Raw genomic sequence first — 12,094 nt, 5'->3', positions numbered from 1 at the left:
CATGCCAGCCGCAGCGGCAGCGCTCATTCCAAGCCACGAACCGGCTTCCCCCACCGGAAAATACTGGCCATGACGGCGGCGACTCCGTTCGGCGAGCACGATCTTCCGTCACCGTTCGGCGAACATGATTTTCCGTCCGTCATTGAGAGCGACATTGACCTTGGCCGCGTCGATCCGGCGCTCCGGCCCATTCTTGCAAAGGTGCCGGCGATCGATGTGAGCGCCGCGACCCTGCCGCTGATACGATCCCTCCGCCAGGATCAGTTGCTGCCCGAGCCCGCACCGCAACCTGTCGAGCGCCGCATTGCCGGTCTCGACGGCGATCCCGATGTCGCAATCCTGGTGACCGACGGGCGCCGCGGTCGGGGCGGGCGCCCAGCGGTGCTTCATCTGCATGGCGGCGGCTTCGTGTTGGGGAGCGCGGCGCAGGAAGCGGTGCTGGCGCAGGCCTATGCCGAAGCGATCGGCGGCGTCGTCGTCTCGGTCGATTACCGCCTCGCCCCCGAGACCCCTTATCCCGGAGCGCTTCGCGACAATTATGCGGCGCTTAGCTGGCTGCATCGCAATGCGGAAAGCCTCGGCGTCGATCGGGACCGGATCGCCGTGGCCGGGGCGAGCGCCGGTGGCGGACATGCGGCGATGCTCGCCATCCTCGCGCGCGAGCGCGGCGAATATCCCGTCGCCTATCTGCTGCTGACCTATCCGATGCTCGACGACCGTACGGGCAGCGCCCCCGGCGCATCCGGTCTTATCCTCTGGACGGCGGCATCCAATCGCTTCGGATGGGCTGCCCTGCTGGGGCAGGAATCCGCGGCAGCGCGGGACGGCATCGTGCCAGCAAGGATCGGCGATCTCGGCGGGCTGCCGCCGACCTTCATTGGCGTGGGCGAAATCGATCTTTTCGCCGACGAGGATGTGACCTTCGCCCGCCGGTTGAGCGCGGCCGGGGTGCCCACCGAACTTCATGTCGTGCCCGGCGCCTATCACGGATTCGATCGGCTTGCTCCGGGAACGGCGATCGCGTCGGCATTTTGGCAAAACCTGCTCGCGGCGTTGCGCCGGGGCGTCGGTGTGGCGCAAGAGGCGGAGGAGGAGGCGATTTTTTCCAGTTGAATGCGGGCGTTTGGCCACCGGACGTCTGGAGAGATGCGGGGTTGGATAGGCAGAGGCAAAAGATGGAAACCGAATTGCGGGTGCATGGCGAGGACCGCCGGCAGCACGCCGCCTTTGATCTGGGCCAGTGGCTGCCCGATGATGCGCGCGCCGACCTCGAAGCCGCGATGAAGCGACGCAGGTTCGACGCCGGTCAGATCATCTATCTCCAGGAAGAGGAGGGCGGGGAAATGTACCGTGTCGGTGCGGGGATCGTGCGGCTGGGGCTCCTGCGCGAGAGCGGCCGCGAGCTTCTCTATTCCTTCTTCTTCGAAGGGGATTATTTCGGCGAGAGTTCGCTGATCGACGGGTTGCCGAGGCCGCATACCGCCGAGGCGCACAGCGATGTCGAACTCGACGTCCTACCCGCAGCAGCGCTCGCGTCGCTCCGCGCCCGCTATCGTTCGGTCGATGACGCCCTGCTGCGGCTGATGGCGCGGCGGATGCGGGCGCTCAGCAAGACGCTCGCGCAGATGCGCCTCGACGAAATGTCGAGCCGTGTGGCTTCGGCCCTGATCGGAGCCGCCAGCTGCTATGGATTCCGGACCGACGATGCCTCGCTCCGGCAGGTCATGATGTCGCAATCGGATCTTGCCGCGATGGTGGGCGCCTCGCGCCAGTCGGTGAACAAGGTGCTCTCGCGTATGCAGAAAGACGGCCTCGTGCGCGCCGAATATGCCTCGATCGTGATTGACGATATCGTCGGACTCGGGCGGGTCGCGCAGGCGGCCTGAGCGCGGGCGCATTTGCCACCCTCTCGGCCATCGAAGACGCGGACGGATCGGCGACCGCGATCCCGTGCGACGTCGCCGACGAGGCCGCGGTCGCGGCCCTGTTCGCCGATATCGAAACCCGCTTCGGACGGATCGACCTTCTGTTCAACAATGCCGGCATTGCTTCGCCGCCGGGCGTCATCGACGATATCGACGTCGCTGCCTGGCGGCGTGTTATCGATGTCAACCTGACTGGTTCCTTCCTCTGCGCGCGCCAGGCCTTTGGGCTGATGCGGCGGCAGACGCCGCGCGGCGGCCGGATCATCAACAACGGATCGATCTCTGCCCATAGTCCGCGCCCGATGAGCGCCCCCTATGCGGCATCGAAACATGCAATCACCGGTCTGACCAAGACGCTGTCGCTTGACGGACGGGCCTTCGACATCGCCTGCGGCCAGATCGACATCGGCAATGCCGTGAGCGACATCGCACGCGCCATCGGCGCGGGCGTACCGCAGGCGAATGGCGAGATCCGGCCCGAACCCTTGATCGATGTGGAAATCGTCGCGCAATCGGTACTGCATATGGCGCAGCTACCGCTGGACGCCAATGTGCAGTTCCTGACGGTCATGGCGACGAAAATGCCCTTCGTCGGCCGCGGCTGACCCATCAGCCGCACCGCGCGATGTCGGTCAATGCATCGGCCCAGGGCGTCCAGCGCTTGTCGGACCCGTTGTTGACCCACGCCATGCGGTTGCGCATGAAGTCGGTTGCGCAGCTCGTTCGAACGACTCGCCGTCGGCGTGCGGCAGCCGGATTTGTCAAACTGTCTTCCAGGTGACAGTCTTGGCCGGGTTTCGTCTTGTACTCGCGACACGGCGACAGGCGGTTTGACCGGAAGAGGAGTGGATAGAATGTCCGAATTTACGGGACGTACGGCATGGATCACCGGGGCAGGGTCTGGCATCGGCCGGGCATTGGCGGTCGAGATGGCACGAAGAGGCGCTCGCCTGATCCTCTCCGGCCGCAATCATGATGCGCTGGAAGAGGTCGCGCGCACCCTTGGCGGGGACCCGCTACAGCTTCCGTTCGAGGCGACCGACGAAACCCGCCTGCCGGCCGTCGTCCAAGCCGCAATCGCCTGGTCCGGCGGCATCGACATCCTCGTCAACAATGCAGGTATCACGCAGCGCAGCCTCGCGATCGACACGCAGTTCTCCGTCTATCGCAAGCTGATGGAGGTCGATTTCTTCGCACCGGTCCATCTGACGCGGCTGCTGCTTCCCCACATGATCGAACGGCGGAGCGGACATATCGCGGTCGTGAACTCGATCGCCGGAAAGATCGGTGCGCCTCTGCGATCGGGCTACAGCGCGGCAAAACATGCATGTGTCGGCTATTTCGACGCGCTGCGCGGCGAGATCGAAACCGCCTATGGCATCCAAGTCAGCACCATTTTCCCCGGCTCGACGCGAACCAATATTGCCGCCGCCGCGGTGTCTGGCGACGGCAGCATCCGTGGGCGGTCGGATGGCAATATCGACAACGGGATGGCGCCCGAAACGGTCGCATCGGCGATCGCCGACGGGCTGGCCGAACGGCGCCGCGAAATCATCGTCGCCGAAGGTGTCGAGGCGCAGGCGCTTGCGCTTCGTGCCAGCGACCCCGAACGCCTGTTCGCTTTCTTAGCGGAGGAGGGCAGGCGGCTGGCCGAGGCGCGGGCGGACACTCCTCCCGGCGAGCTGCCCGAACCCACGAATATCCAGGGAACGGCATTCACGATCTGATCATTCAAATGCACACGCGGCTCGATGTGATCCTCGCCGCCGAACGCGCCGCTTATATGGCATGGACGGAGGCGCCGGCTGCGGCTTGCGCTTCGGCGATCTTCAGCGGCGGCACGCCGAAATTTTCGGCGGTCAGCATCCTGCGCTTGCGCTCGCCCGGCTGCGCCTGGGGGAAGGCGACGGTATAATACTGCTTCGGCCGCCGGGAGGTCGAGGAGCATCATCCAGATGACCGGCCTCGCCGCATCCTCGGGGGAATAAAGAACCGCCATTCGTCGCGCGTTTAGCCGGCCAGGATGGCGATGTCACACGCTTACGACCGCGAGACGCGCAACACGATGACCATCGACCGGAATTCGCGGCTCGAGCGCGATCCGAACAAGGCCGAGCGGACGATCTGGAGCCGCACATTCGAATGGAAAGCCGGCTACGCCTGATCCCACTGTCGCCTGCCCGACAATTTGGTTCGCCGGTAGCGGCTAGGGCTGGATCAATGCGACTGACGCTTCGACGACGGAAGCGACACCGTTCGCGGCCGTAGAGGGGACACAGGATGAACGCCGACGATGCGATGCCGCTTTCGCGGGGACGGGCCAACCTTGCTTTGGCGGTGCTCGTCATCGTCATGGTGCTCAATTTCGTCGATCGGCAAATTCTCTCGATTCTTGCCGAGGACATCAAGCATGATCTCCAGCTGACCGACGCCGACCTCGGCTTCCTTTTCGGCACCGCCTTCGCGGTCTTCTATGCGGTATTCGGCATCCCGCTCGGACGCCTCGCAGACAGTTGGTACCGTGGACGACTGATTGCCATCGGCCTCACCCTCTGGTCGGCGATGACCGCCCTGTCGGGGTTATCCTCGTCCTTCGTGCAGCTTGCGGTCGCGCGTATCGGCGTCGGCATCGGCGAGGCGAGCGCCTCGCCCGCGGCCTATTCAATGCTCGCCGACCTGTTTCCGCCGCGGCGGCGTGCCCTCGTTCTCGCGATCTACTCGGCGGGCGTGTTCATCGGCGCGGGGCTCAGCATGTTCATCGGCGGCGGCATCGCGCAGGCCTGGAACGCCGCCTATCCAGCAGGCACGGCGCCCTTCGATCTCGTCGGCTGGCAAGTCGCCTTCCTCACTGTCGGAATTCCCGGCGTCCTCGTCGCCATTATCGTCGCAGCGATGCGCGAGCCGCCGCGCGGTTTCCACGAGGGCGGCGCACCGATGGTCCGGCCCAATGCGTGGGGCGGTTTTGTCCGCGAGCTCTTTGCCATCGTGCCGCCCTTCACGCTCATCAGCGTGTCTCGTATTCCGGGCGCCCTCCCGCGCAACCTCGCCGCGCTGGTATCGATCATCGCGGCCGCCTATGGGCTTATCGCGTTCACGGGCGATGCCGCGCAGTGGATCAGCTGCGCCATCGGCGTCTACGGCGTCTTCTCCTGGGTCCAGCGGCTCCGCCACACCGATCCTGCAACCTTCAAGCTCATCTGGGGAACGCCCGCGGTCATGCTGGCCTATGCCGGCATCGTCGGCCTCGCGCTCGTTTCGTACACCTATAATTTCTGGCTCGCGCCCTTTGCGATGCGGACCATGGATATCGACAAGGCAACGGCCGGCATTGCACTCGGCCTGCCCGGCGCGGTCGCAGCTGCTGCAGGCGTCCTGATCGGCGGATATTTTTCGGATGCCTGGAAGATGTGCAATCCCCGTGGCCGACTGCTGCTCTGCCTGCTTTCGATCCTGCTGCCCGCGCCCCTGATCGCGATCATGTTCACGCTCAACGACTTCACGCTGTACGCCATCATCAGCCCCGCGGTCGCGTTCCTCAGCAGCATGTGGCTGGGTTCGTCGGTCGCCGTCATCCAGGATCTCGTCCTGCCGCGGATGCGCGGCGTCGCGGGCGCGACCAACTCGTTGATGGGAACCATCGGTCTTGCGGTCGGCCCCTATACCGCAGGTAAGGTGGCGACGCTCAGCGGGTCGCTCGCGCTTGGCGTCTACAGCATGTTCGTCTTCGTGCCCGTTGCCGCGATCGCGCTGTGGATGGCGAGCCGGCGTATCGAAATCGCCGAAGCAACCCGGGAAGAGCGCGCCGAGCGAGCGACTGACCGACCCGGGCAGAAAATCGCCGATCGATCCGAAAGCCGTGCAGGTCAGGCGGCGGGCGCGTAGCGGGTCAATGCGTCGAGATAATGCATCGCCCGTATCGCGTCATAATGATCCATGACGATCCCGAGCGCTGCAAGAAACAGGAGCCCGGCCCCCAGACCCTGCCAGAATCCACCGGACGCGAACAGGAAGAGCAGCAAAGCCACCGCCGTGCAGCTCAGAAAAAAATAGCGATAATAAGGATAGTTGGCGACGACGCGCGCCATTCTTACCGTTTCCGTCGCAAGGTCTTTCGCCGATCCGCCGACCAGCCGCTCCACCGAAGAGGAATCGCGGATCGCAAGGCCGACGCTGCTCCCGCCCGCGCCCAGCGCGATCACCGCGAGGACAAGAGCAAGTCCCCGCGCGAAACTGTCGCCCTTCACCATCATCCAGGCGGCGCCCGCAAGCATGGCGATGCCTATGACCACGCCGAAATACATGCCGAGCCGTTCGTTCCCGAAATAGGTCCGGATCGCCGCGTTGAGGATCGGATTGCCATTTTCCATCACATCAACCCCTTCGCTACATCGGACAGCGCCTGCTCCAACCCGCCAAGCGCGAATTGACCGACTCCCACCAAATGATCCGTGTTGGTTGCTATTGCATTGTCGTTTCCGGCACAATGGTCGGCCGCTCTCGCGCATGAAGCGAGCGGGCATCGGAAGTTGTTCCTACGCTGGAGCGGCTCGATACCGCCAAATAGGTTCGTCCCTGCGCCGTGCCTTTCAAGCTTGACGGCTTCGAGCCGCGGCCAAAAGCGGATGCCTGACAGTCAGAGGAATTCCGCTTTGGCCTTCAGCCCTTCAAGGTTGAGGAGTTCGATCGATCCATAATGTAGTGCGATCAGACCTTCGGACGACTTCAGTTGCACGGGATCGAGGTCTGCTTCAGTCTCCCCTCAGGCGTGTCGACCTTCTCCTCGCCGGCTTCCAGTTGACGCGAACAGGCCGAGCGAAGAGCTGCCCCCCAATAGCCGCGTCTGTACTTGCCCTAAATGAGCGAGTCGTCGCTCGGCCCAACGCCTTGTTCATCACGATCACCCGGCCACAAGTCGGGAAAGCCCGCTGTCTGGCGCATTGATGCCTGCAGGCACGACATAAATTGCAGTCATCGCAACTTTCTGCGATGGGTAAAAATTCCCAACCAAAAGCATAGGATGAAGAAGCTCTAACATGGCCGTGTTTGATTCAGTGCGAAACTCAGCCGGATCGGGACTCCGCGAACGCAAACGCAAGCGGACCGAAGAACTTCTCATGAAAGTCGCGCTGCGCCTGTTCCTCGAACAGGGTTATGAGCAGACAACCTTGCTCGATATCGCCAACGCTGCCGATGTCGCCCCGCGGACGCTCTCCAATTACTATCCGTCGAAGGAGGATTTGGTCGCCGCCTGGCAAGATCAGGCGCGCCAGGAGCTCGTGGACACCCTGGCCGAGCAATCGGTCGAACAGGGCCCGCTGGCGGCAGCCGAGGCAGCTGCCATGGTATTGCTGAACAGGCACGGCCAAGCGCTCAACGTCCTGATTGCCCGCCTCGTCTCGGAAACGCCCGCGCTCGCGGCACGCGACCAGGTCAAGAATGCCGAACTCGAGCAGGCTTTGGGCGCTGCCATTGCCGACCGCTTTGAGGGACGAGTCACAGCACTGGAAGCCGAACTCGCGGCGATGATAGCGATCGGGGCGATCAGGGTCGCGTCACGGCTCTGGGTCGCGGATGGGTGTCGCGAAGCGGTCGAACCTTATGCCAACCGCATTTGGGATGTGCTGCACAGTTCGGTGCTGACACCCAAGGGATGGCAGGAGCAGGCCCGCGACTGATTCCCTTGGAGAAGCGTCGAGCGAGCAACGCGCGGGCCGATCGACGCCTCCAGGGCCAATCACGTCGACCTCGACTGGGCCATCCGCCGCCATATCGCAGGCGTGACAGGCGGCCGGGATCAGTCGAACAGGGATAGGTCGAAAGCGTCCGCCATAGCTTTCAACCCGGCCGGTCCGGGATGAAGCTTGTCACCGGCATCGAACCGCGGAGCCAGGCGCGTTGGCCGGTCCTTGTCCTGCAACAGCGCATCGAAATCGACCACCGCATCATAGCGCCCGCTGATCCTTATCCATTCATTGACCTTCTGGCGCACCGCCTCGCGATCTTCGGAATAGTAAAGCGCGCCCTCAAAGGGCGGGATGGTGACGCCGATCGCCATGATTCCCGCTAAGTGCGCGCGCGTAATGAGTTGCTGATATCCCGCGATCATTTCTTCCGCCGTCGGCAGCATTTCGGGAAGGCCGCCATCTCCCAGCGTATTGGCGACACCCTTGCTCAAGCCGAGATCGTTGATGCCGATCAGGACGATGACATGGGTCACCCCCGGCACGGCGAGCACATCGCGGTCGAAACGCGCCAGCCCGGCGGCGCCGAAACCCATCTGCCCGGTCGGAAGAAGGAGCCGGTTGCCTGCGATCCCGGCGTTGACGATTGCCGCCGGCCGCTTGCCTGCGGCACGCGCCGCGAAACGCCCTGCCAATAGTTCGGGCCAGCCGCGAAAGGCGGCCATGTCGACGGGCAGGCCATCCGTGATGGAATCCCCGAAGGCAACGATCACGGCTGCGTCCTTTGGTCCCAGGGCATCGACACCCGTGAGGACCGGACGGATGGAGACGGGTTTTCCACCCTCAAGCACCGCATCGTCCAAAGACCCGGTCGCGGCTGATTGGGCCTTGATGGTCCGCCCCGGGCCGAATGTCGTGTCATCCGGCAGCGAAACGGTAACGACGAGTTCATCGGTTGGCTTCAATTCAAAGGGCACGGGATCGCTGACGACCGGCGCACCCGGCGCCATCGTGATCGACGTCCTGCCGCCGAAGGTCACCGGCTTTGAACTTCCGGGCCTGATGCTGAAGTCTTCCGCCGCGATCGCGATGCTTGCCCCGCCAATCACCAGCGGCGCGGCGCCATATTCATTGGAGAGCCGAAGACGGAGTGCGGTGCCCTGGCTGGTCGGTTTGACGTGAAAGCGGAGCAAGCCCTTGACCACCGATCTGCCTACAATCGGTGGGGCGGTGACCGTGGGTGCCGCAACGGGGCTCGCTTGCCAGATGCCGATCCATTTGGACTGCGCCTGAGCGGAGACGCTCCCCAGGACCAACGCGATGCCGCCGAGGCAGGCAGCCAGATAGCGGGCTGGGTTCATGCTACTTTCTCCCAACGGGAAATGGTCGCCACGCGCGTGCGGTGGGCGACTCAATAACGGAAGCGCGCCGATCGCTGTCTGCGCACCCATGAGCAGCGCCATCGCCATGCTGACGGCTGATCCGTGCACCAACATTGCGCTTCGTGATCGCGATATGGCCTTTCTCATCCTGCCCCCTCCACGTTCGGCCACCTTCTTCTGGCGACATCTATCCAGCCACGGCAGCGCGTTGTGGATCGAAAAATTATGCCATCAATGCATAAACAAGCAGAGAAGATTTGCGCAGGATTTGCCGGTTCGATGCCTGGCTGAATCTTCAGAGCAGATCGAGATAACAGGTCGACAAAACGATCGAGGCCATCCCAGGCACCTACCTAACGCGCCTTCAAAAATGGCCCGATTTCCGTGAGGTAAAAACCCGTTCTCGCTCGCTGCGCGGGTGCGAACGCGACAGCCGGCGGCATTGCTTTCAATTTAGGCATTAAACAGGCTAATGTTGCATAATCCATCTGTCCATATTTATGCATTGATGGCATAATTTCCTGACCTGCAAGGCGCATCGCGGTGGGCACCGCAAAAAAAACAGGCGACCGCAGGAGGGGAGGAACATCATGAGGGGCCTGCATTTTCTATGTGCGGCCGGGTTCGGCGCAATGACCTGCACCGCCGCCCAGGCGCAGACGGACAAATCGTCAGCACAACCCGTTACCACCGTCGAGGCTGGCTCGATCGAGGAAATCATCGTGACCGCGCGTCGGCGCGAGGAGAGTCTGCAATCCGTGCCGGTTGCCGTGACCGCGCTGACCGGGGTCGATCTGGAGAACCGCGCGATCACCAATGTCGCCGATCTGCCGGCGTCGGTGCCGAACCTCCAGGTTATGCCCAACTCCTCAGGCCAGCGGGCGGTGCCGCTCTTCGCGCTGCGCGGCCTGCGTTCCTCGGCGGTGACGCTGTACAGCGCCGAGATCGTCCGCTTCCCGGAATCGGTGACCAACGCGCTTTACGATCTCGAGAATGTGCAGGTGCTCAAGGGACCGCAGGGCACGTTGTTCGGCGCCAATTCAACCTCGGGCGCGATCCTGTTCCAGCCCGCCCGGCCGCGCGACACAGTGGAAGGGTCGATCGAGGCGCGCGTGGGCAACTATGGTCTGATTGGCGGCACCGGCGTCCTCAACCTGCCTATCGGCGCGGGCGCCGCAATGCGGCTCGCGGTCGACGGGCAGCATCGTGACGGCTATGTGAAACGAACCGGCGGTCTAAGCAGCATCGACAACGACAACCATTACAGCGCGCGCCTGTCGCTGGAATTGCAGCCGGACGACGTTTTCCTCAACCGCACGGTCGTCGAATATTATCATTTCAACTATCTCGGCGCGCCGACAGTGCCGCTCGGCTATACGCCGTGCCCGGCGGTGCCGAACAGTTCCGCGCCCTGTGTCTACAATGCAGCCAATGCCGCAGCCTTCAATCTGCCGACCTGGGTGGATGCGTTCAACACGCGCATCGCGCTTGGCGATCGCACGACGAACATCCTGCGCGATCTGACTTATCGCGGCAATTTCTGGTCGATCTCAAACCTCACCGAGGTGCAACTCGGCAATCTGCCGGTGCTGGGCGAGCTGAACTGGCGGACGATTTTAGGCTTCCAGAACAACCGCTCGAGTTGGATCGACGATGCTGACGGGCTCGTTCTGCAGGCCGCCGACACCGTTTTCAGGTATCACCGCGAACGCAAATCGTTCGAAAGCCAGATTCAGGGCAGCGCAGGCCCCAGCAACTGGGTCGTAGGCGTCTATTATGAACGCAGCGGCATTGACTTCATCCAGGACGTCTTGATTAATGCGCCGGTCAGCCCGTTCAATCCGGTCATCACTGACTCGGATACCCCCACCCGCCAGCTCGGTCTCTACGCCCAGGCGACGATAGGGCTCACCGATACGCTCAAGGCAACGCTCGGCTACCGCCACACGCGGACCCGCATTGGAATCGATGTGCAGATTTTTGCGGGCCCATTTTGCGGCATAGCTGCAGGGCCAGGATCGGACTTCACCCGCTGTGTCCGTAGCCAATCCGCCGTGTTCAAGGAGCCGAGCTGGACTCTCGGGTTCGACTGGCAGGTCGATCCTTCGACGCTGGTCTATATCGTCAGCCGGCGCGGGTTTAACGCCGGCGGGTTCAACTCCGGGGCCGCACTGCCGCAGGATGCCTCGTTCGATCCGGAGCGGCTGACCGATTTCGAGTTGGGCTTCAAGCGCGACTGGTCGCTTGGCGGCAGCGCGCAGCTGCGGACCAACATCGCGCTCTTCCTCAACAAATATGACAATGTACAACGCTCCAACACGGTCTTTAACACGGTAGGCGGCGTCACGCGCTCGCAGGTGCTCACGCTCAATGCGGCAAAGGCGACGCTCAAGGGCGTGGAGGCGGAGATCGAGCTGGCGCCAACCACGGGGCTGAAGTTCGGCCTGTCGGGCTCCTACATCGACGCCCAATATGACGAATTTCCCTTCACGACCGCTGCAGGGACCACGCTCGATCTAAGCAGCAACCGTATTGCGTTGGCGCCGGAATGGGTGTTCCAGGGCTCGATCGACTATGATCTGCCCGAGATCGGCGGAGTCGGCAAACCCTCGCTCCATTTCAACTATGCTTACCAGAGCACGATATATTTCAGCGACTTCAACCAGACGGATAACGCGCTGCCGAATACGGCCGATCCGCTCAACACCCAAAAGGGATATGGCGTCGCGAACGGAAGGGTTGGGCTCGACGACGTCGCGGGTACCGGAATTTCGCTGTCCTTCTGGGTCCGCAACATCTTCGACAAGCGCTATTTCGTGAGCAAGCTCAATTCGGGGCCACTCGGCTTCGGGTTTGGCACGCTTGGCGACAAGCGCGTGTTCGGCATCAACGCCGGTTATCGGTTCTGAATATCTTTGATAGCGTCTCAACCACCCACGGGAGTGAACGAATGCCTGTTCCGCACTTTACACGCTTGCGAAGCCCCTTCACCCGGGCGATCACGCTCGCCGCGGCGATGTTTGCCTCGGTCGCGCCCGCCCAGCAGACACAGCAGGCGAGCACCACGGTCGACCCCGATGGCACGCTGAACATCCCGGCCCACAAG

General features: G+C 63.1%; 11 protein-coding genes. 9 read left to right on the top strand and 2 right to left on the bottom strand.

The window, feature by feature from the left end; genetic code table 11:
* Positions 1-69: 69 nt before the first annotated feature.
* From AC58EF_RS17580 to AC58EF_RS17555, 6 genes are all read left to right on the top strand, one after another.
* A complete protein-coding gene (locus AC58EF_RS17580) occupies positions 70-1,113 on the top strand; it encodes an alpha/beta hydrolase (RefSeq protein WP_497277642.1) in 1,044 nt (347 codons plus the stop codon).
* Between the two features lie 62 nt (positions 1,114-1,175).
* Entirely contained in the window at positions 1,176-1,886 is a 711-nt protein-coding gene (locus tag AC58EF_RS17575) for a Crp/Fnr family transcriptional regulator (protein WP_497277641.1), read from the top strand.
* Positions 1,883-2,530 carry an SDR family oxidoreductase gene (locus AC58EF_RS17570; RefSeq protein WP_497277755.1) on the top strand — a complete coding sequence of 216 codons (648 nt, stop codon included), beginning with the start codon at positions 1,883-1,885 and terminating at the stop codon, positions 2,528-2,530. Before AC58EF_RS17575 ends, AC58EF_RS17570 begins: the two co-directional genes overlap by 4 nt.
* 249 nt (positions 2,531-2,779) lie before the next feature.
* Entirely contained in the window at positions 2,780-3,652 is an 873-nt protein-coding gene (locus tag AC58EF_RS17565) for an SDR family oxidoreductase (RefSeq protein WP_497277640.1), read from the top strand.
* Positions 3,653-3,660: 8 nt separating this feature from the next.
* Complete coding sequence (locus AC58EF_RS17560; RefSeq protein WP_497277639.1) at positions 3,661-3,840, top strand: hypothetical protein; 180 nt, start codon at positions 3,661-3,663, stop codon at positions 3,838-3,840.
* Between the two features lie 365 nt (positions 3,841-4,205).
* Positions 4,206-5,807, top strand: a complete 1,602-nt coding sequence (locus tag AC58EF_RS17555) for an MFS transporter (protein WP_497277638.1) — start codon at positions 4,206-4,208, stop codon at positions 5,805-5,807.
* On the opposite strand, the gene AC58EF_RS17550 is transcribed toward AC58EF_RS17555, so the two are convergent.
* Positions 5,789-6,292, bottom strand: coding sequence for a hypothetical protein (locus AC58EF_RS17550; RefSeq protein ID WP_497277637.1), 504 nt, complete (start codon positions 6,290-6,292; stop codon positions 5,789-5,791). The genes AC58EF_RS17555 and AC58EF_RS17550 overlap by 19 nt on opposite strands.
* Before the next feature lie 666 nt (positions 6,293-6,958).
* Between AC58EF_RS17550 and AC58EF_RS17545 the strand changes: the two genes are divergently transcribed.
* Entirely contained in the window at positions 6,959-7,600 is a 642-nt protein-coding gene (locus AC58EF_RS17545) for a TetR/AcrR family transcriptional regulator (RefSeq protein WP_497277635.1), read from the top strand.
* A 119-nt stretch (positions 7,601-7,719) separates the two neighbouring features.
* Here the strand turns inward: AC58EF_RS17545 and AC58EF_RS17540 are convergent, their stop codons facing one another.
* Positions 7,720-8,967, bottom strand: coding sequence for an SGNH/GDSL hydrolase family protein (locus AC58EF_RS17540; RefSeq protein WP_497277634.1), 1,248 nt, complete (start codon positions 8,965-8,967; stop codon positions 7,720-7,722).
* 88 nt (positions 8,968-9,055) lie between these two features.
* On the opposite strand from AC58EF_RS17540, the gene AC58EF_RS17535 reads away from it, so the two are divergent.
* Both AC58EF_RS17535 and AC58EF_RS17530 read left to right on the top strand, forming a co-directional pair.
* Positions 9,056-9,376 (top strand): hypothetical protein, encoded by a 321-nt coding sequence (locus AC58EF_RS17535; protein ID WP_497277633.1) that lies wholly within the window; start codon positions 9,056-9,058, stop codon positions 9,374-9,376.
* A 202-nt stretch (positions 9,377-9,578) separates the two neighbouring features.
* On the top strand, positions 9,579-11,897 hold the full coding sequence (locus AC58EF_RS17530) for a TonB-dependent receptor (protein WP_497277632.1): 2,319 nt from the start codon (positions 9,579-9,581) through the stop codon (positions 11,895-11,897).
* Positions 11,898-12,094 lie beyond the last annotated feature (197 nt).

The organism is Sphingobium sp. WR1 (genome assembly GCF_059693745.1).
Note: the sequence above shows the minus strand (reverse complement) of the source record. Positions and strands in the feature narration are given on the sequence as shown.

Bases quoted from the DNA above. Each gene is read 5' to 3' on its own strand.
- AC58EF_RS17580 (WP_497277642.1), top strand. From the start codon at position 70: ATGACGGCGGCGACTCCGTTCGGCGAGCACGATCTTCCGTCACCGTTC.
- AC58EF_RS17575 (WP_497277641.1), top strand. From the start codon at position 1,176: ATGGAAACCGAATTGCGGGTGCATGGCGAGGACCGCCGGCAGCACGCC.
- AC58EF_RS17565 (WP_497277640.1), top strand. From the start codon at position 2,780: ATGTCCGAATTTACGGGACGTACGGCATGGATCACCGGGGCAGGGTCT.
- AC58EF_RS17560 (WP_497277639.1), top strand. From the start codon at position 3,661: ATGCACACGCGGCTCGATGTGATCCTCGCCGCCGAACGCGCCGCTTAT.
- AC58EF_RS17555 (WP_497277638.1), top strand. From the start codon at position 4,206: ATGAACGCCGACGATGCGATGCCGCTTTCGCGGGGACGGGCCAACCTT.
- AC58EF_RS17550 (WP_497277637.1), bottom strand. From the start codon at position 6,292: ATGGAAAATGGCAATCCGATCCTCAACGCGGCGATCCGGACCTATTTC.
- AC58EF_RS17545 (WP_497277635.1), top strand. From the start codon at position 6,959: ATGGCCGTGTTTGATTCAGTGCGAAACTCAGCCGGATCGGGACTCCGC.
- AC58EF_RS17540 (WP_497277634.1), bottom strand. From the start codon at position 8,967: ATGAACCCAGCCCGCTATCTGGCTGCCTGCCTCGGCGGCATCGCGTTG.
- AC58EF_RS17535 (WP_497277633.1), top strand. From the start codon at position 9,056: ATGAGCAGCGCCATCGCCATGCTGACGGCTGATCCGTGCACCAACATT.
- AC58EF_RS17530 (WP_497277632.1), top strand. From the start codon at position 9,579: ATGAGGGGCCTGCATTTTCTATGTGCGGCCGGGTTCGGCGCAATGACC.